General features: G+C 67.2%; 15 protein-coding genes. 5 read left to right on the forward strand and 10 right to left on the reverse strand.

Features of this window, described 5'->3' with window-relative positions; translation table 11 throughout:
• Nucleotides 1-304 precede the first annotated feature (304 nt).
• From ACEN9K_RS16645 to ACEN9K_RS16655, 3 genes are read right to left on the reverse strand one after another with little or no spacing between them, the layout of a single operon-like run.
• Nucleotides 305-1,405, reverse strand: a complete 1,101-nt coding sequence (locus ACEN9K_RS16645; protein WP_056392994.1) for a polyprenyl synthetase family protein — start codon at nt 1,403-1,405, stop codon at nt 305-307.
• A complete protein-coding gene (locus ACEN9K_RS16650; RefSeq protein WP_018768626.1) occupies nt 1,402-2,733 on the reverse strand; it encodes a geranylgeranyl reductase family protein in 1,332 nt (443 codons plus the stop codon). The genes ACEN9K_RS16645 and ACEN9K_RS16650 overlap by 4 nt, the downstream gene beginning before the upstream one ends.
• A 3-nt stretch (nt 2,734-2,736) precedes the next feature.
• On the reverse strand, nt 2,737-3,510 hold the full coding sequence (locus ACEN9K_RS16655) for a demethylmenaquinone methyltransferase (RefSeq protein ID WP_377204606.1): 774 nt from the start codon (nt 3,508-3,510) through the stop codon (nt 2,737-2,739).
• A gap of 115 nt (nt 3,511-3,625) precedes the next feature.
• On the opposite strand from ACEN9K_RS16655, the gene ACEN9K_RS16660 reads away from it, so the two are divergent.
• The 4 genes from ACEN9K_RS16660 to ACEN9K_RS16675 all read left to right on the forward strand — a co-directional run bounded on the left by ACEN9K_RS16660 (nt 3,626) and on the right by ACEN9K_RS16675 (nt 7,934).
• Nucleotides 3,626-5,026: an isochorismate synthase gene (locus tag ACEN9K_RS16660; RefSeq protein ID WP_495634678.1), complete on the forward strand. Its 1,401-nt coding sequence runs from the start codon at nt 3,626-3,628 to the stop codon at nt 5,024-5,026.
• Nucleotides 5,027-5,209: 183 nt separating this feature from the next.
• On the forward strand, nt 5,210-6,163 hold the full coding sequence (locus ACEN9K_RS16665) for an ABC transporter substrate-binding protein (RefSeq protein ID WP_018768629.1): 954 nt from the start codon (nt 5,210-5,212) through the stop codon (nt 6,161-6,163).
• 35 nt (nt 6,164-6,198) lie between these two features.
• The gene (locus tag ACEN9K_RS16670) at nt 6,199-7,161 is read left to right on the forward strand and encodes an amino acid ABC transporter permease (RefSeq protein ID WP_018768630.1); all 963 of its coding nucleotides are present in this window, start codon (nt 6,199-6,201) and stop codon (nt 7,159-7,161) included.
• Nucleotides 7,158-7,934: an amino acid ABC transporter ATP-binding protein gene (locus tag ACEN9K_RS16675; RefSeq protein WP_018768631.1), complete on the forward strand. Its 777-nt coding sequence runs from the start codon at nt 7,158-7,160 to the stop codon at nt 7,932-7,934. Before ACEN9K_RS16670 ends, ACEN9K_RS16675 begins: the two co-directional genes overlap by 4 nt.
• Before the next feature lie 119 nt (nt 7,935-8,053).
• On the opposite strand, the gene menD is transcribed toward ACEN9K_RS16675, so the two are convergent.
• Both menD and ACEN9K_RS16685 read right to left on the reverse strand, forming a co-directional pair.
• A complete protein-coding gene (menD, locus tag ACEN9K_RS16680) occupies nt 8,054-9,811 on the reverse strand; it encodes a 2-succinyl-5-enolpyruvyl-6-hydroxy-3-cyclohexene-1-carboxylic-acid synthase (protein ID WP_208324231.1) in 1,758 nt (585 codons plus the stop codon).
• Nucleotides 9,812-10,002: 191 nt separating this feature from the next.
• On the reverse strand, nt 10,003-12,069 hold the full coding sequence (locus ACEN9K_RS16685) for a PhoX family protein (RefSeq protein WP_495634679.1): 2,067 nt from the start codon (nt 12,067-12,069) through the stop codon (nt 10,003-10,005).
• A 300-nt stretch (nt 12,070-12,369) separates the two neighbouring features.
• Between ACEN9K_RS16685 and ACEN9K_RS16690 the strand changes: the two genes are divergently transcribed.
• Entirely contained in the window at nt 12,370-13,542 is a 1,173-nt protein-coding gene (locus tag ACEN9K_RS16690; protein WP_495634680.1) for a serine hydrolase domain-containing protein, read from the forward strand.
• Nucleotides 13,543-13,576: 34 nt separating this feature from the next.
• On the opposite strand, the gene ACEN9K_RS16695 is transcribed toward ACEN9K_RS16690, so the two are convergent.
• The 5 genes from ACEN9K_RS16695 to ACEN9K_RS16715 all read right to left on the reverse strand — a co-directional run bounded on the left by ACEN9K_RS16695 (nt 13,577) and on the right by ACEN9K_RS16715 (nt 18,178).
• Nucleotides 13,577-13,819, reverse strand: coding sequence for a hypothetical protein (locus ACEN9K_RS16695; protein ID WP_018768635.1), 243 nt, complete (start codon nt 13,817-13,819; stop codon nt 13,577-13,579).
• Between the two features lie 158 nt (nt 13,820-13,977).
• Entirely contained in the window at nt 13,978-14,964 is a 987-nt protein-coding gene (locus ACEN9K_RS16700) for an o-succinylbenzoate synthase (protein ID WP_495634681.1), read from the reverse strand.
• A 69-nt stretch (nt 14,965-15,033) separates the two neighbouring features.
• Nucleotides 15,034-16,050, reverse strand: a complete 1,017-nt coding sequence (gene corA, locus ACEN9K_RS16705; protein ID WP_018768637.1) for a magnesium/cobalt transporter CorA — start codon at nt 16,048-16,050, stop codon at nt 15,034-15,036.
• Nucleotides 16,047-16,559, reverse strand: a complete 513-nt coding sequence (locus ACEN9K_RS16710) for a GbsR/MarR family transcriptional regulator (RefSeq protein WP_134163956.1) — start codon at nt 16,557-16,559, stop codon at nt 16,047-16,049. Before ACEN9K_RS16710 ends, corA begins: the two co-directional genes overlap by 4 nt.
• Nucleotides 16,556-18,178: an ABC transporter permease gene (locus ACEN9K_RS16715; protein ID WP_495634682.1), complete on the reverse strand. Its 1,623-nt coding sequence runs from the start codon at nt 18,176-18,178 to the stop codon at nt 16,556-16,558. The genes ACEN9K_RS16710 and ACEN9K_RS16715 overlap by 4 nt, the downstream gene beginning before the upstream one ends.

An 18,178-nucleotide genomic window follows, 5' to 3' on the forward strand; every position in this document is an offset into this window, starting at 1 on the left:
CGCGGGTTCAGCCCTGTATGCAGGGGGCGGCCCTCAATGTGCCCCACGACGGCCGCAAAGGCAGCCCTGAAAAATCTTTGACACCGGCAGTAACAAGGGACTTGCGCGTTATGACAAAGCTGTCATAAGCTATTCACGGATCCGCTAAACGCCTCCGGCGGGTCTGATGCGAACGGAGAGATGGCCCCGGTTCACAGCAGCTTCGGTTGTTGAGGACCGGGGCTGTCCCGTTAAGCGGGGGCACAAGAAGAAGCCCGGCACCAACTGGATGAACCAGGGGAACCGGGCTCCTAAAAACCAAGGATCAGCTGGCGCGGTCCACCACGGCCAGCGCGAAGTTGGACAGCGACTCCTTGACCACGCCCTCGGGCAGCGGGGCCAGGGCAGCGATGGCTTCGTCGGCCCAGCGGCGTGCCACCACCCAGGACTGAGCAGTGACAGGGTGCTCGCGCAGCCCGGCCACGGCGGCAGCCAGTGCATCATCAGAGGACAGGTCACCGTCAATCAGCGTCAAAAGGTCGACGGCGGACTGGTCACCGTCAGCGGCAGCCTTGCGCAGGAGCAGGACGGGCAGGGTGGGAACGCCTTCACGCAGGTCCGTTCCGGGCGACTTGCCGGACTTCACCTTCACGCCGGTTACATCGATGACGTCGTCGGCCAGCTGGAACGCGACGCCCACCTTCTCGCCGTACTCCACCAGGATGTCCTCAAAGGCCTCGTCGGCGCCGGAGAAGATGGCACCGAACTGGCCGGAAGCTGCCACCAGCGAGCCGGTCTTGTCCGCGATCACGGAGAGGTAGTGCTCCACCGGATCCTCGTCAGGGCGGGGCCCCACCGTTTCGTGCAGCTGGCCCAGGCACAGCCGCTCAAACGTGCGGGCCTGGATGCCCAGCGCACGCCCGCCGAGTTCGGACACCAGGATGGAGGCCCTGGCGAAGATCAGGTCGCCCGTCAGGACGGCCACGGAGTTGCCCCATACTTCGTGGGCCGTAGGGGCGCCGCGGCGGAACGGGGCCGAGTCCATGACATCGTCGTGGTACAGGGTTGCCAGGTGCGTCAGTTCCACCACGACGGCGGCCTGCACCACTGCGGGCAGGGATGCGTCCCCGAGGTGGGCGCAGAGCAGGGTCAGCAGCGGCCGGATGCGCTTGCCGCCGGCTTCCACCAAGTGGCGCGACGTTGCGTCAGCCAGCGGATCCGAGTTGGCGATGGCTTCCCGGAGTTTCTTCTCCACCTTGGCCAGGTTGTTGGTGATGGCCGGCCCCAGCTCGGCGTCCCCCGCGATGGCCGCGAAGCCTGCCGGCAGCTGGAGGCCCGTGGCAATGGCGGTGGTGTTGAGGCTGGGTTCGGAGTCCGGCAGGCCGTGCCCGGCGTGCGTCCAGCTGTGGTCTGCGGATTTGGTCACGGGTTAACCCTAACTTTTTGTTGCGGATACCGCTGATTCGGAGCTGACGGGGTATTGGACGTGGCCGGAACCAGCGATTCCAGGACGCGGATCACCCGGTCCTCGAAGCCTTTGGCGGTGGGGTCCGTGAGGTTGGCAAGGAGCCTGACCACGAACCGCATCAGCACTGGGATTGGCATGCCTGTCCGCAGCGCGAGTTTCATGACGGCCGGCTTGCCGATCAGCGCGGCGAAGGCCCGGCCGAGGGTAAAGTGCGAGCCCCACTGGTCCCGCACGTAGTCCGCGTACCGCGAAAGGTGCGCGTCGGCGTCGTACGTTCCGCCTGCTGCCATGGAGCGCGAGGAGGCGTCGATGATGAACTCCGCGGCAAAACGCGCCGACTCCATCGCGTAGGAGATGCCCTCACCGTTGAACGGGGACACCATGCCGCCGGCGTCGCCCAGCAGCAGGAGTCCCGGCGAGTAGTGCGGGGTGCGGTTGAAGCCCATGGGCAGCGCGGCGCCGCGGATCTCCCCCACCTGGTTTTCCGGTGTGAAGCCCCAGTCGGCGGGCATGCCGGCGGTCCATTCACGCAGGACCTGCTTGTAGTCGAGCTTGCCGAATTCCTTGGAGGAGTTCAGGATGCCCAGGCCCACGTTGGAGGTGCCGTCGCCCACGCCGAACACCCAGCCGTAGCCGGGCAGCAGCTTGCCGTCACGGCCGGGAAGTTCCAGCCAGCCTTCCATCCAGTCGTCGTCGGTGCGCGGCGAGGTGAAGTAGGTGCGGACGGCGACGCCGAGCGGCCGGTCGTCGCGCTTCTGGATGCCGAGTGAGACAGCGGTGCGGGTGGAGTTGCCGTCGGCGGCCAGGACGACGTCGGCACTGAAGTCGTGCGTCTGGCCCGTCTTCCGTCCGGACTCGTCAAGGAGCGCTGCGCGGACCCCGGTGACCCGGCCGTCGTCGTCCCGGAGGGCATCGGTGACGCTGTGCCGCTCGAGGATGGTGGCACCCGCGGCCTGGGCGTGCCGGGCCAGTTCCTCGTCAAAGCCAAGCCGGGTGCGGATCAGGCCGTACTGCGGGAAGTCGGACACCTCGGGCCAGGGCAGTTCGATGGTGCGGCCGCCGGCGATCAGGCGCAGGCCCTTGTTCCGCCGCCAGCCGTCGTTCTCAGGGTGCGGCAGGCCGAGCTTCTGGATCTCGCGGACGGCCCGGGGCGTGAGCCCGTCGCCGCAGACTTTCTCGCGCGGGAAGCTGGTTTTCTCCAGGACCGTGACATCGAGGCCGGCCTTGGCGAGGTAGTACGCGGCGGTGGATCCGGCAGGGCCGGCGCCGACAATCAGTACCTTCACAGGTCAGCGGACGATGTTGCGGCGCAGCTTGGCCACCGGGCCCTTGTGCGCGGCGATGGCGGCAGCGCCGCCGTTGGACGGCGAGGCGGGCTTGAAGGCGCGGTGGACTGCCACGATGCCGCCGGTCAGGTTGCGGTAGGTGACATTCTCCCAGCCGGCCTCCTGCAGCCAGGCGGCCAGGTGGTCCTGGTCCGGCCAGGCACGGATGGACTCGGCCAGGTAGACGTAGGCGTCGGGGTTGGAGGCGACCTTGACCGCGATGGCCGGCAGGGCCCGCATCAGGTATTCGGTGTACATGGTGCGCCACAGCGGGACCACGGGCTGGGAGAACTCGGCGATGACCAGCCGGCCGCCCGGCTTGGTGACGCGCAGCATCTCCAGCAGCGCCTTCTTGGGCTCGTTCACGTTGCGGAGGCCGAAGGAGATGGTGGTGGCATCGAACGTGTTGTCAGCGAACGGCAGGTTGGTGGCGTCACCGGCAATGAAGTTGATGTCCGGGCGGCGGCGCTTTCCCACCTTGAGCATGCCCAGGGAGAAGTCGCAGGCCACCACATCTATGCCGGCGTCGGCATATGGCTCGCTGGAGGTCCCCGTTCCGGCCGCGAGGTCCAGGACGCGCTGGCCCTTGGAGACTTCCATCGCGTCCACCACGATCTTCCGCCAGCGGCGGGTCTGCCCCATGGAGAGGACATCGTTGACGACGTCGTATTTCGGTGCGACGTCGTCAAACATCGTGGCTACTTCGTCCGGACGCTTATCCAAGGATGCTCGGTTCACCATGACATTGTCTCAAATGTTCCCGGGCGTGCTAACCAGCCCTTTTTTGCCCACTCAAGCCTGCATCAGGGCGCCGGGGAGGCCACCGTGTACGCGGGAGTAGTGTTGTCTCATCATGACGAGCACGTTCCGCACCTTGACAGTCCCCCTGGATGGCAAAGCGTTCCCCGGGGGGCTGCCTTCGTTTCTGGTCAGGGACGATGTCCTGTGCTGGACCCGCAGGGAAGCCGGGCTGGCCGGGTTTGGCGAGATTGCGCGCTTCACTGCCACCGGGCCGGACCGGTTCCTGGAGGCGGACATCTGGTGGCGGCACCTGGTCCTCGAGGCTGAGGTCGCGGACTCCGTGGAGCTGCCCGGCACTGGCCCCGTCGCCTTCGGCTCCTTTGCCTTTTCCAAGACTTCCGCCCACGAGTCGCGGCTGATCGTACCGGAGATCGTGGTGGGCGTGCGGGACAACCAGGCATGGCTCACCCAGTTGACGTTCGACGACGGACCGCTCACCGAAGAGTCCGCCCTCGCCGCACTGGACCGCTGGCTCAGCAGTGCTCCCGCCGGGGAACCGGACGTTGAAGGCACGACGGCGGCAGCGGACTCCGCCGGGGACGCTTCCCTGGGCGGCGTGCCCGGCAAAGCCCGCGGCGCCGTCGTACGCCCCCTCCCCCTGGCGGCCGGCGCAACGCTGCACACCGGTTCCCTCAGTGAGGAAGCCTGGATGGAGGCCGTGGCCGCCGGTGTTGCCGAGATCCGCACGGGGGCACTGGAGAAACTGGTGCTGGCGCGGGACGTTGTGGCTACTATTCCTTCCGGCGTACATGCCGCGGACGTGCTGCGCGAACTTGCCGCACGGTACCGCGAATGCTGGACGTACGGCGTGGACGGGCTGGTGGGGGCCACGCCCGAGATGCTGATCCAGGTGGAGGGCCGCACCGCGCAGGCGCGCGTGCTGGCCGGCACCCTGGACCGCCGCGACGCGCACGGCGAGGACGGTCCGCCCATGGATTACGCTACGCGCGTGCTCGCCGGCTCCGAGAAGCAGCGGCATGAGCACGAGATTGCCATCCAGTCCCTGACCAGGCAGCTGGCGCCGTTCTCGGAGGCCATGAATGCGCATGATGAGCCCTTCATCCTGGAGTTGCCCAACGTGTGGCACCTGGCCTCGGACGTCAAGGCGGAACTCACCGAGGTGGAGGGCCACGTGCCCACCTGCCTGGCCCTGATCAACGCCCTGCATCCCACGGCAGCTGTCTGCGGAACCCCCACTCTGGTGGCGGGCGAACTGATCCGGAAGCTGGAACATCTTGACCGCGGCCCCTATGCCGGGCCGGTGGGCTGGCTGGATGCCGCCGGGAACGGCGAATGGGGCATCGCCCTGCGCGGTGCGGTCATCGAGTCGACCGACACCGTGAGGCTATATGCCGGCTGCGGCATCGTTGACGGCTCGCAGCCCAAAGCCGAGCTGGCCGAAACGTGGGCCAAGTTCCGGCCCATGCTGGAATCGCTGGGCATCAAGAGCTGATTTTCCCCCGGATTCGGTACGAGGTCTGGGATCACAGACTCTTCCCGCTCCTAAAGGCTTGCTTTTGCCCCCGCTACAGTTATCCAATAGTGAAACTTAGTTGCGTGTGACGTACCTCTCTTGTTGAGCGTTACACTATAAGCCGCGTTAGTACCTCATAGCCCCTGCAACAAAAGGTAAGAAATGCAGACTCCCCGTACCCTCCTGGGCACTTCCAAGCTGACCGCTGCCACCATGATCGCCATCAGCGCCCTGGCCCTCTCAGCATGCACGAACGCCTCGGAAACGGGTCCCTCCGGCGCGGCCACGTCCTCAGGCAAGGCCAGCGCGAGCTTTGATCCGTCCACGGTTAAGAAGGACGACGCCCTCGCTGCCATGGTCCCGGACACCATCAAGTCCAAGGGCACCATCACGGTAGGCTCCGACACCAGCTACGCACCGGCCGAATTCCTGGGTCCGGACGGCCAGACTCCCGTGGGCTACGACGTGGACATCGCCAAGGCCATCGGCGCCACGCTGGGCCTCAAGGTCCAGGTCCAGACTGCCGAATTCACCGGCATCCTTCCTGCCCTCGGCCCCAAGTACGATCTGGGCATCTCCTCGTTCACCATCAACCCGGAGCGACTGGGCGCCGTGAACATGGTCAGCTACTTCAACGCCGGCACCGCCTGGGCCGTGCAGAAGGGCAACCCCAAGAAGTTCTCCCTGGATGATGTCTGCGGCAAGTCCATCGGTGTGCAGACCGGCACCGTCCAGGAAGACCCCGATCTTTCCGACCGCAACAAGAAGTGCGTCGCAGACGGCAAGAAGCCCATTGACATCGTCACCCTGAAGAACCAGACGGATGTCACCACCCGCCTGGTGAACGGCAGCATCGACGCCATGACCGCCGACTCCCCCATCATCGGCTACGCGCTGACCCAGACCAACGGCCAGCTGGAGAAGCTGGGCGACGTCTACGATTCCGCTCCCCAGGGCATTGCTGTGGCCAAGGCTGACACCGCCTGGGCAGAGGTCATCCAGAAGACCGTCACCAAGCTGATGGAAGACGGCTCCTACAAGAAGATCCTTGAGGGCTGGGGCAACTCTGAGGGCGCCATCACCAAGTCCGAGGTCAACCCGGCGGTCAAGTCTTGAGTTTTCGCGTTACCGACGACAAGTCAGGCGTGCATATGGAACACCCTCAACACCGGGATGCGCCGGTACTGAACAAGTCAGTGCCGGTGCGCCACCCCGGCCGGTGGATCAGCGCCCTCATCATCCTCGCTGTCGTAGCAGTGTTCCTGCAGAGCCTGTTCACCAACCCCAACTTCCGCTGGGACGTTGTGGGCACCTACATCCTGGACGTCAAGGTGGTCCAGGGTGTGGGCTGGACGCTGTTGCTTACCGTGGCCTCGATGGTCCTGGCCATCGTCCTGGCCATCCTGCTGGCATTCATGCGCCAGTCCGACAACCCCATATTCCGCTGGTCCAGCTGGGTCTGGGTGTGGTTCTTCCGCGGCACACCCGTCTATACCCAGCTGGTGTTGTGGGGCCTGATTTCGGTCCTTTATCCCAAGATCAGTGCGGGCATTCCGTTTGGACCTGAATTCTTCAGCCTGGACACCTCCGCAGTCATCACTGCCACGGTGGCTGCCATCCTCGGTTTGGGTCTCAACGAATCCGCCTACCTGGCGGAGATCTTCCGCGCCGGCCTCAAGTCCGTGGACAGGGGCCAGCAGGAAGCCGCCGAGGCGCTGGGCATGTCCAAGGGCAAAATCATGTGGCGGATCATCCTGCCACAGGCCATGCGGGTGATCGTGCCGCCAACCGGCAACGAAACCATCGGCATGCTGAAGACCACCTCGCTGGTCCTGGCGGTCCCGTTCACCCTGGACCTGACATTTGCCACCAATGCGTTGGCCAACCGCACATATCTGCCCGTGCCGCTGCTGATCGTGGCAGCCATCTGGTACCTGGTAATCACCAGCATCCTGATGGTGGGTCAGCACTTCATCGAGGCCTACTACGGCAGGGGCGTGGACAACCAGGCCCCCGCAGCCGGTGTCAACCCGGCTGCTGCCAAGGCTGCCGCGGCCGGTGCCGATGCACACCGGTCAATGAAGACGGACTTCCCCGAGGAGAGTGCACGATGACGATCACAGCAGAAAAGCCGCTGGTCCAGATCGAGGGCCTCCACAAGTACTACGGGCACCACCATGTGCTGCGGGGCATCGACATGACCGTCAAACAGGGCGAGGTGTCCGTGGTGATCGGGCCTTCGGGTTCCGGCAAGTCCACCATGCTGCGCTGCGTGAACCTCCTGGAAACGATCAGTGCCGGGCGGATTTCCGTGGGCGGTCAGTTGATCGGCTACCGCGAGGTCAACGGCCGGCTCCACGACCTCAAGACCAAGGAAATCGCCGCCCAGCGCCGGGAAATCGGCATGGTGTTCCAGCGGTTCAACCTGTTCCCGCACAAGACCGCGCTCCAGAACGTCATGGAAGCACCGGTGCATGTGAAGGGCCAGCCGAAGGCCGAGGCCCAGAAGCGGGCGCTTGAGCTGCTGGACCGTGTGGGGCTGGGCGACCGGGCAGGCCACTACCCGTCCCAGCTTTCCGGCGGCCAGCAGCAGCGCGTGGCCATCGCCCGGGCGCTGGCCATGGAGCCTGAGCTCATGCTCTTTGATGAGCCCACCTCGGCCCTGGACCCGGAGCTGGTGGGCGACGTCCTGAACGTGATGAAGGACCTGGCAAAGTCCGGCATGACCATGATCGTGGTGACCCACGAGATCGGCTTCGCCCGCGAAGTGGGCGACACCCTGACCTTCATGGACGGCGGCGTGGTGGTGGAGTCGGGCGATCCCCGCGAGATCATCGCCAACCCCCAGCATGCGCGCACCAAGGAGTTCCTCAGCCGCGTGCTGTAGCTTCGTCCGCTTTCGAAGCCCAAATTCCCTGGCGCTGCCGTTATCTCGGTAGCGCCAGGGAATTTGTGCTTCCAGAGGGAATATGCGCGTCGAGGACGTGCGCACGCCCCCCCAGGCGCTTACCGGCTGGCCAGCACGCCCTCAACTGCCGCGGCCACCGCTTCCTTGATGCGGGCGTGGAGCTGCCGCAGCGACCGGCGGTCCGTCCGGACCTCCACGATGCTGCGCCCCTGCACAGGCCGGGCCAGCGCTTCGGCGAGTCCCGCCGTCGTACTTACCAGTGAATGTGCGACGCCGTACGCTGCGGCGAGTGCCGCGATGTCCACTGAGTGCGGGGTACCGAAGAGGCGCTCGACGACGTCCCCGTAGCGGCCGCCCTCCTGGACTCCCCCGTGCTCCAGCAGCCCGAAGATGGCGCCACCGGAATCATTCAGGACCACGATCCGCAGGTCCGGCTGCTCCTCCCCCGCGCCGAGGAGGAGGCCGCCGGCGTCATGGAGGAAGGTCACGTCGCCCATGAGGGCGGTGGTCTCCTGCCGGCCGCCCAGCGCGATGCCGGTTGCTGTGGAAATGGTGCCGTCGATCCCGGCAAGACCCCGGTTTGCGTAGACGGTGGCGGCCGGATCAGTGGCGGGCACGCCGGCCAGGTCCACATCCCGGATGCCATTGGAGGACCCGAGCAGCAGCTGGCCGCGTGCATGCTTCCAGACCTGTGAGGCAACGGAGGGGCCGGTGGCGGCGGCCTCTGCGGAGACCACCTGGTCCAGGGCATGCTGGGCAGCCGAGCCGGCGAGGAGCCAGGTGTCCAGCCAGGCGGAGGTGCCCCGGCCGGCGAAATCGGCGAGGTCGGCCAGGTTCTCCAGCGGCAGCTCGGTGCGCCGGCCAGGCTCGTACCATGCGACCGGAACCGGCTGGTACAGGGCGGATTCAACATCGTCGCGGGCCAGCAGCGCGGCCACGGGACGGGACAGGGTGGGCCGGCCGAACAGCACCACGCGCTCAATCGGCTGCGCCGAGCTGGGTCCGAAATGCTCCAGCAGCAGCCGGTACGGGCCCACGGCGTTGGGTCCGAACCGGGAATTGGAGGACGGTTCGGCGAGCAGCGGCAGGTTGTGGGCGCGGGCGAACGCCTCGGCGACCGGCCCGGCGTCGTGCCCTGCCAGCACCACGGTGCGCCGCTCGGGCAGGCTGTCCGCTGCCGGGGGCAGGTTCATGACCAGGGGCTCGGTGCCCACCCGGTAGCGCGTCCGTTCCACCGCTTCCGGCAGACCTTCTTCAGGGGACGGGACCAGGGGGTCGCGGAACGCGAGGTTCAGCTGGACAGGGCCCGGCGGCAGGTCCGGGAAGGCGCCGGTTGCCGCGGAAAGCCCGGTTTGAATGGCCCGCTCCGGACTGGTTCCGGCGGGTATGTCGGCCGCGAACCGGACCTGGTCACCAAACAGGTCAGGCTGCACGGTGGTCTGGTTGGCGCCGGTTCCGCGCAACTCCTCCGGCCGGTCCGCGGACAGGACGATGAGCGGTACGGCAGCATGGTTGGCCTCCATCACCGCCGGCATCAGGTTTCCGACGGCGGTCCCGGACGTGGTGAGCACGGCTGCGGGCGAACCGGTGGACAGGGCCAGGCCCAGGGCCGTGAACCCGGCGGACCGTTCGTCGATCCGGACCAGCAGGTCCACCCGGCCAGCCGCGGAGGCCTCGGCCAGGGCGTACGCCATGGGGGCCGACCGGGAACCAGGCGACACCACCACGTGCCGCACACCGCCGTCGAGCAGGACGTCGACGGCGATCCGCGCCGCAGCCAGGGCGCTCAACTGGGCTTCCGGGTCATCCCCGTCAGGGAATCCAGGGGTGGCCTCCGGGGCAGGTTCGTTCGGCAAAGTCACCCAACCAGTCTGCCACCCCGCGACGCCCGCTCATGTATGGCAAACAATCTCCCAACCCCCGCTCACCTTTGGTCGCCCAAAACCAAACGCCCGCTCACCTCCGGGCCCCATTAGGAGTCAAAGGTGAGCGGGCGTTTCCAGAAAACCCGTCAAAGGTGAGCGGGCGTTTCCAGTCTTAAGGAAGACTAGCCGCGGAACACCTGGACCACCGCGGGACGGGGCGCGCGCACCTGGCCGGGTGCCGGCGTCGTGCCTGCCGGGACGTAGTCCGGGAAGTAGGAGTGCGGCGCCTCGAAGGTGCCTTCCTCGCCCGGGTGCTGCACGGAGACGAACACCATGCGCTCGTCGTCGTGGATGACCGGGCCGCAGGTTTCGGCGTCGCGGGGAACGGAGAGGAACTGCTCCACCTTGCCGCGCTCGGCGCCGTCCAAGGTGACCTTGAAGAGGCCGTCGTTGTAGCCGATGCCGGACGGCGCGCCGTCCGTGGAGATCCAGAGGTTGCCCACGGAGTCGAAGGCCACATTGTCCGGGCAGGAGATGGGCGAGACCTTGTCCGCCGGGTAGCCGGAGAAGTAGGTGACATCGCCCTGGGCGGGGTCGCCGCAGACCATCAGGAGGGTCCAGTTGAACTTGGTGGAGGTCTGGTCGCCGGTTTCGGTGATTTCCACGATGTGCCCGTCGCGGTTCTGCGTGCGCGGGTTGACTTCGGTGGCGCCTTCCTTGGTGCCGGTGCCGCGGTCCGAGTTGTTGGTGCAGACCACGTAGACCTTGCCGGTGTGCAGGCTGGGCTGGACGTCCTCGCACCGGTCCATCTTGGTTGGTCCCACCTTGTCCGCGGCCAGTCGGGTGTACACCAGGACCTCCTCGACGGACATGCCGGGCACGGCTGACTTGCCGCCGACCACCAGGGGCAGCCATTCGCCGGTGCCGTCGAACGCGCCGTCGGCGGGAAGCGCCCCGGTTCCGGTGATTTCCGCGGCGGGCGAGTTGCCGGTGAACTTGGCGACGTACAGATCGCCCTCGGACAGCAGGTCCATGTTGTGCCTGCGGTCGCCCTCACGGTACTTCTCCGCCGAGACGAACTTGTAGAGGTAGTCGAACTTCTCGTCGTCGCCCATGTAGGCCACCACGTGACCGGATTCGGCCACGATCACGTTGGCACCCTCGTGCTTGAAGCGGCCCATCGCGGAGCGCTTCTTGGGCGTTGAGGTGGGGTCGAAGGGGTCGACTTCCACGATCCAGCCGAAGCGGTTGGTTTCGTTTTCGTAGCCGGCGTTGCGGGTGTCGAAGCGGGGATCGTCCAGCTCCCACTTGCGGGCGGTGGGCTTGGCGGTGAGGCCGTAGCGCTTGTCGCTGGCGGAGGTGCCGCCGGCCATGAAGTAGCCGTTGAAGTTTTCCTCGCCGGAGAGGATGGTGCCCCAGGGGGTGGTGCCGCCGGAGCAGTTGCCGAACGTGCCTTTGATGGCGCGGCCGGAGGGATCGGCGACGGTTTTGACGAGGGCCGAGCCGGCGACGGGGCCGGTCAGTTCGTAGGTGGTATCGGAGAGGTAGCGGCGGTTCAGCGGGGCGCCCTTGACGTAGCTCCACGGCTTGGTGGTGTTCTTGCGCTCGAGTTCCACCACGGCCAGGCCGTGCGCTGCGCGGCCGATGGCACGGGTTTCGGCGGCGTCGTAGCCGGCCGGGACCATGATGTTCTCGTTGGTGTATTCGTGGTTGGTGAACAGTACCGCGCGGCGGCCCTTGCTGCCCGGGATTTCCACGATGTCCGTGTAGTCGTTGTTGTAGCCGAACTGGCGGGCCTGGGCTGCGGCAGTCTGGTTGTTGAGGTCGAAGTCCGGCGAGTCAGCGAACAGCGGGTCGCCCCAGCGGATGATCGGCTGCCAGGTGAAACCTTCCGGAACGGTGAAGGCGTCGACGGCTTTGTCCACGGGCTTGATGGCGGTGAACTGCAGCTTGGAGTTGCCGAAGCCTTCCTTGGCGGCCTTGGACAGGCCCGCAGCGGAGGCGGGTTCGGCGGGGCTCACCGCGGAACCGAGGACGACGGCGAGTGCACCGGCGGCTCCCATGCCCAGGGCGGCGCGGCGGGACAGGGTGGCGGAGGCGATGTCGCGGAAGTAGCTGTTGGAGCTGGTGTTGCAGACGTCACCGGCGCAGGCGTTGTCGCACTTGAGCGCGCAGGTGACGGGGCTGCGCTTGCCCTTGGTATGGCCGAGCATGGGCAGCAGGGTGAACTTGCGGGCAGTTTCAGACATGGGAACCTTCCAAGAATTCTCGCTGGGGTGCCCGATCACCCTTCCAGCCGGTTCCTACAGGAAGCCATCAATTGGATGAAGTTATGGTGAACCGCCCGTGACCTGCAGGAACGTTTCATCCGTCAATGCAGGTGGTACCGCCCGTTCCGTGGGTTGGCTGAACATGCCGCGGCTGCTTCCCGCTGGCGGTGGCGGACTTAAAATTGGAGTGCTGGGCGGACGGCGCCATCAGAGGTTTGGCCGGACACGGCGCTGCAGGCGGCCCAAACACGTCACCCTGTCCAGAGCGGATGCCCCGGCATGAGCACGAACAGACCTGCCTGGCGGCGGGCGGTCTTCGCCGCCGTCCTCGCCGTGACCGGCTGCACCTACACCCCGGACGAGCCCGTCCCCTCCCCAAGCTCCCCCAACCCCTTCGGTTCCCTTGAGAACCAGGTGAAGCTGTTCATGAACGACGGCGCGGTGGCCACCGTCGTGCAGGTCAAATGGCCGGAAGGTGAGTGGTCCAAGGCCTTTGGCATGCGCGACCTTGAAACGAGGACCCCGGCACGGGCCACCGACCGTGTGCAGATCGCCAGCGTCACCAAAACGATGACGGCCGTGGCAGTACTCAAACTCGTCGACGACCACCTCATCGGCCTGGACGACCCCGTAAACGATGTCATCCCCGGCTTCACAGCACTCAAGCCTCCGGGCCCCATCACGGTGAGACAGCTGCTCAGCCACACGTCTGGCATGCCGGAGGCCAACGATGCGTTGCCGCGCGACGTCGACTTCCGCCCAAGTGTTTCCCGGACGATGACGATGGAGCGGGGTTTGCAGCTGGCCGGCACCCTCCCGTGGGATGGGTCCAGCGTCGGCTCCTTTAGGTACTCGAACACGAACTACCTCGCACTCGGCCTGCTTATCCAGGAACTGCGGCATAAGCCCTTTACCAGCGTCATGCGTGAGGAGATCTTTGGTCCGCTTGGTTTGAAGAGCACCACCCTGGACCACCTCGACCCGCTCGAATCCGGGCTTCTCCACGGCTATGTGACCCTCCGGGGTGAGCGGATCGATACCACTGACAACATCTTCAGTGCCGGTTCGCCGGCCGTGGGCGCCGTTTCGACAGTGGAGGACATGAACCACTTCATGGCGGCCCTTTTCCAGGGCCGGGCAATCTCCGCCGCGTCGTTGGGCGCGATGACGGCGAAGACCGTCTTCTCGCCGTACGGGCTGGGCCTCTGGGAACACGCAGATGGCTGCTCGCCCCAGCCGCGCTACGCGGGCAGGGGGCTCTTCTGGGACTATCAGACTGTGGCGGTCAGCAGCAGCGACGGGCGCTACCAGGCCGCGATGACCGTCACCACCCCGCCGCTTCCGACAGAGCTGGAGGATGAGTCCACCCAGAACATGCGCGAACTCCTGGTCGGCCAAATCGAGTCAACCCTTAACGAGGCCCTTGACCGGCTGTGCGCGCCGGCAAAATGAGGAAACACCACTCCCCGATTGGTGGCCGTCTTCCTCAACCCACGGGATGCCCGTGCGAGCAGTGGTCCTCCCCCGGCAGGATCTCATGCCCCTGGATGCAGGTCCGTTGCGGGGCAAGTGGCCGGTCATGGCTGCTGAGGAAGATACTGCTGGAGGCACGCTCGATGCCCTCGTCCTCCCGCCTCAGCCATTCCGCCAGGTGCAGCCGGTGATGCTCCCCGGAGTTTTCCCGCTTTTTCGATTCATCCGCCTGATGCCTGAAAGGTATCTTCACCATGGCACTCGCGACCTTAAATAACGTCCCTGTTCGGTGCAGGGAGGAACCGGTGGAACCATGATAGGAGCCACGCAACCCTCCGGCAATCACCCGCAGGACGCCACCCTGCAGCGACGTCCAATGCCGGCTAACTGCCGTTTGGGGCGTGAAAACGGCAGCTACTCAGCAGTCGCTCGGGTGAGGAGGGCGTGCACGCGGCGGAGCCGTGCCAGCCACCAGTCGCGGCGTTCCGCAGGAGCCGCAAACCGCTCAAGCAGCCCGGCGTCGGCGGCAACGTCGCGCAGGCGGATGGCGCCGTCCTCGGCCACTAGGGGGTCCGTGGTGATGTCCGAGTCAAACAGCGACACTGTTCCCAGGCCGCAGGCGTAGGGCAGCTCGGGCAGGGCGGCGGCGAGGGCAAGGCCCGCGCGGATGCCGATGGAGGTGTCCAGCGCGGAGCTGACCACGGCGGGGAGTCCGGCCTGTGCCACGATGTCCAGGGCGCGCCGCACTCCCCCAAGCGGTGCCACCTTGACCACGATCAGGTCCGCCGCGCCCGCCCGGGCCACCCGGAGCGGATCGGTTTCCTTGCGGACGCTTTCGTCGGCCGCGATCAACACCGGCGTCCCGGCGTCCCGAAGCCGGGACCGGACCTCGGCAAGGCCCTCGATGGAAGGCACCGGCTGCTCTGCGTATTCCAGCCCAACAGGCGCCAGCCGGGTCAACGCCTCCACGGCGCCGGGCACGTCCCAGCCGCCGTTGGCGTCCACGCGGATGGCCGCGTCCGGCAAAGCGGCGCGCACGGCACGGACCCGGGCGACGTCGTCGTCAAGCGACTGGCCCTGCTCCGCCACCTTGACCTTGACGGCGTCCACGCGGCCGAACCGGGCCAGGACGTCGGGCACCCGGTCCGCGGAGACAGCCGGCACGGTGGCGTTCACCGGGATGCTGTCCCGCAGCGGGGCCGGGAACCCCTGCCAGCCCGCCTCGATGGCGGCGGCCAGCCAGTGCGATGCCTCGGCGTCGCCATACTCGGGAAAGGGGCAGAACTCGCCCCAGCCCGCCGGCCCGCGGAGCAGGAGGGACTCGCGTTCCATGATTCCCCGGAACTTCACGCGCATGGGCAGGCTGACCACGTGCGCGCTGGCCAGGAGTTCGTCAAGCATGCCGTTTACTGTAGCCGCACCTCACTGCGAATTTTGCGCGTCGAGGAGGCGCAGGGCCAGCGAAGGACGTCAGATCCACTTGTTGTGCTTGAACGCCAGGTAAAGGGCCAGCCCCATGGCCGCCATCACACCCAGCGCATAGGGGTAGCCATAGGTCCACGCCAGTTCGGGCATGTTGACGAAGTTCATGCCGTAGATGGACGCCACCAGCGTGGGGGCGAACAGGATGGCAGCCCAGGAGGAGATGCGCTTGACCTGCTCGTTCTGCTCAAAGCTGGACTCTGTCATCCGCTGCATTTCATCGTTTTGCCGCTGGGCCACGAGGGCGGCGTTGACGGCGAGCGCGTTCTGGAGCAGGGCCCGGAAGGATGCCACGCGTTCATTGATCCTGAGGACGTGGTCCAGGACATCGCGGTAGTGGTCCCGAAGCTCGGTTGACTGTTCGCGGTCCGGGGCTCCGGCGATCAGGGCCTGCAGTATCCCCGCCAGCGGACTCGTGGCCCGCTGGAAGGTGATGACCTGCCGGGACAGTTCATAGATGCGGCGGGATACGTCCGGATCCGCACCGAACAGGTCATCCTCAATTTCGTCGATGTCGTTTTCCAGGCCCGCCACCACCGGCTCGTATTCGTCCACCACCTGGTCCAGGATCCCGTAGAGCACCGCGTCCGGTCCCAGGGCCAGGAATTCCGGCATGGACTCCATCCGGCGGCGGACCTTGGCCAAATCCGGGGACTCGGCGTGCCGGACGGTGACCACGTACTCGTCGCCCGCGAAGACGTGGATCTCGCCGAAGTCCACCCTTTCCTCGTCGTCACGGTACCGGGCTGGCCTCAGCACCAAAAACAGGCACTCGCCGTAGTGCTCCAGCTTGGCCCGCTGGTGGCCGGCAAGTGCGTCCTCGATGGCCAGCGCGTTGAGGTCGAATTCCTCGCCGACCGACTGCAGTTCCTCTGCGTCAGGCCGGTACAGCCCTATCCACGCCATCCCCTCCCGCTGGCGGAGCAGGAAGTAGGTCTCGTCAAGGTCTTCCGGGTCCTCGGTGCGCAGCCCGTTTACGTACACGGCGTTGTCGATGATGGTCACGGCGTGGCCTCCCTTGCCCGTTCGCGCTCCCAGTCGTCCAGCAGGGCCGGCATCCGCGCATTGAGGAACCGGTAGAACCGGGCCATGTCCGCCACCCGGGCCCGGGCCGCTGATCCCTCCGGGAGGGTTTCCGCCGTGGCGTCGGTCAGGGCCGCCAGCTTTTCGTAGATGGGGCTGTTCCGCATGGACACCACGTACCACTCGTCCTCATGCAGGGCGTAGAGGTCGCGGCGGCTGCCGGGCTGGGAGACGCGATGGACGAAGCCCACCGTCTGCAGGTACCGCACAGCCCCGGAGACCGCCGCGGCGCTGGCCCCCAGCCGCTCCGAAAGTTCCGCAGCCGTGAGGCTCCCCTGCTCGGAGGACACCAGTGCCAGCAGGGTCCGTGCCGGCATCTTGGGGAAACCGGCGGCGGCGAAGGCAGCGGCAGTTATTTCGGCAGCGGCGGCGGTGGAAGCCGCGGCGGCCAGCGTGTCCCGGGCAGCCGCCACCTCAGCTCGGGTGCTCATGCCGACCCCACTTCCCGCCGCCGCATGCCCGCAATGGCCAGCGCGGCGGCAGCCGCGGCGATGGCCAGCATCCACCATGCGCCGCTCCAGTCCGTGGCGTCCCCGTGCGGTACCGGTGTGTGGGTGAACGGGGACAGGTCGCGCAGGCTTTGGTCCAGCCCCAGCATGCCCCCGAAGATTCCCAGCATCACGCCCAGGGCCAGCAACGCCCAGCTGGTGGCGGTGGTCCCGGCAGGCCACAGGACGAACACCAGCGCCGGAACGGCAAGGCAGATCAACGCTGCGGGCAGCTGGGCCAACGCGGTTTCCCACAGCGCATCGGCCGGCATTGAGGTATCCCCGGAACCGGTGAGCGTGGCCCACGCCCCCACCCCGGCCAGGCCCACCACCAGCACCACGGCCCCCGCGCCCAGCAGCAGGTAGCCGGCCAGCCACCGGACCCGGCCCACCGGTGCGGCCAGCAGGAGTTCGGCGGTTCCGGCGGCTTCCTCCTGCCGGAGCCTGATCACCGCCTGGAGGGCGCACGCCGCCGCCAGGACCCCGGCCATCGAGAAGAGTACCGACACCATGAGCTGGGTCAGTGATGTGCCCTGCGACTGGAGCATGGCCCGCATCACGGCAGTGATGTTGGTGTCAGGGGTGTCGACGGCGGCAATCGCCTTTCCGAGCGACCCCGCCAGCAGCCCGAGGGCCAGCCCGCTGAGCCCCCACCCGATGATCGACCCGGACTGCAGCCGCAGTGCCAGGGCTGCCGGGCTTCGCAGCCCCGGCCGGGCGGCGGCGCGTCCCGGCCTGGCGCCCCAGACGCTGGCCCCGCTGTCCCGCGTGCGGAGGATGAGCCAGGCGGCGGCGAGGCAGCCGGCGGCGAGCCCCACCGGCAGCAGCAGCGGCCAGGTGCGGTTGCCGGAGAACGCGAACGTCTGCTGGCCCCAGCCGATCGGTGAGAACCAGCTGGCAGCCCCTTCAGTCATAGTGGTCCCGTCGGCGCCGGGCGTTCCGGTGGCGTCCCCGATCCCACGCAGGACATAGGCCAGGACCACCAGCGCGGCCGAGACCCCGTTCGCACCGCGCGAAGTCCCCATGAACTGGGCCACCAGCAGTCCCACGCCAAGGAAGGCGAGGCCGGCGGCGCCCGCTGCGGCCCCGGCGGTCAGGGAGCCTTGCGCGTCCAGCCCCTGGGCGGCGAAGCCACCGAACACCGCGAGCGCCACCAGGATGTTGGCTGTGACGCCGTGCAGCAGGGTGGCGGTATTGGGCAGCAGGCGGCCGGCAGGCGTGGCGGCCACCAGTTCCGCCGTCCCCGTCTCCTCGTCCGCCCGGGTGTGGCGGACCGCCAGGAAGGTGCTCATCAGGCCTGCCAGCAGGGCAAGGAACGCGTAGATCAGGAAGAACGTGAAGGCCCCCTGGTCGGCGCCACGGGGCAGGCCGCGCAGCATCAGGATGGCGGGCGTGGCGATGGCCACCTGCAGGATTTCCGTGCGGCTGGCCACGTTGCCGTAGGTCTGGGTCACTGCGGCGGCTGCGAACCAGGCGAACGCCCCGATGGCCGCCACCCAGCTCACCAGCTGCCAGCGGTCCCGGCGCAGCCGCTGGCCCCAAAGGATCAGGAGGACGGCCAT

This window comes from Pseudarthrobacter sp. Pseusp20 (genome assembly GCF_059492155.1).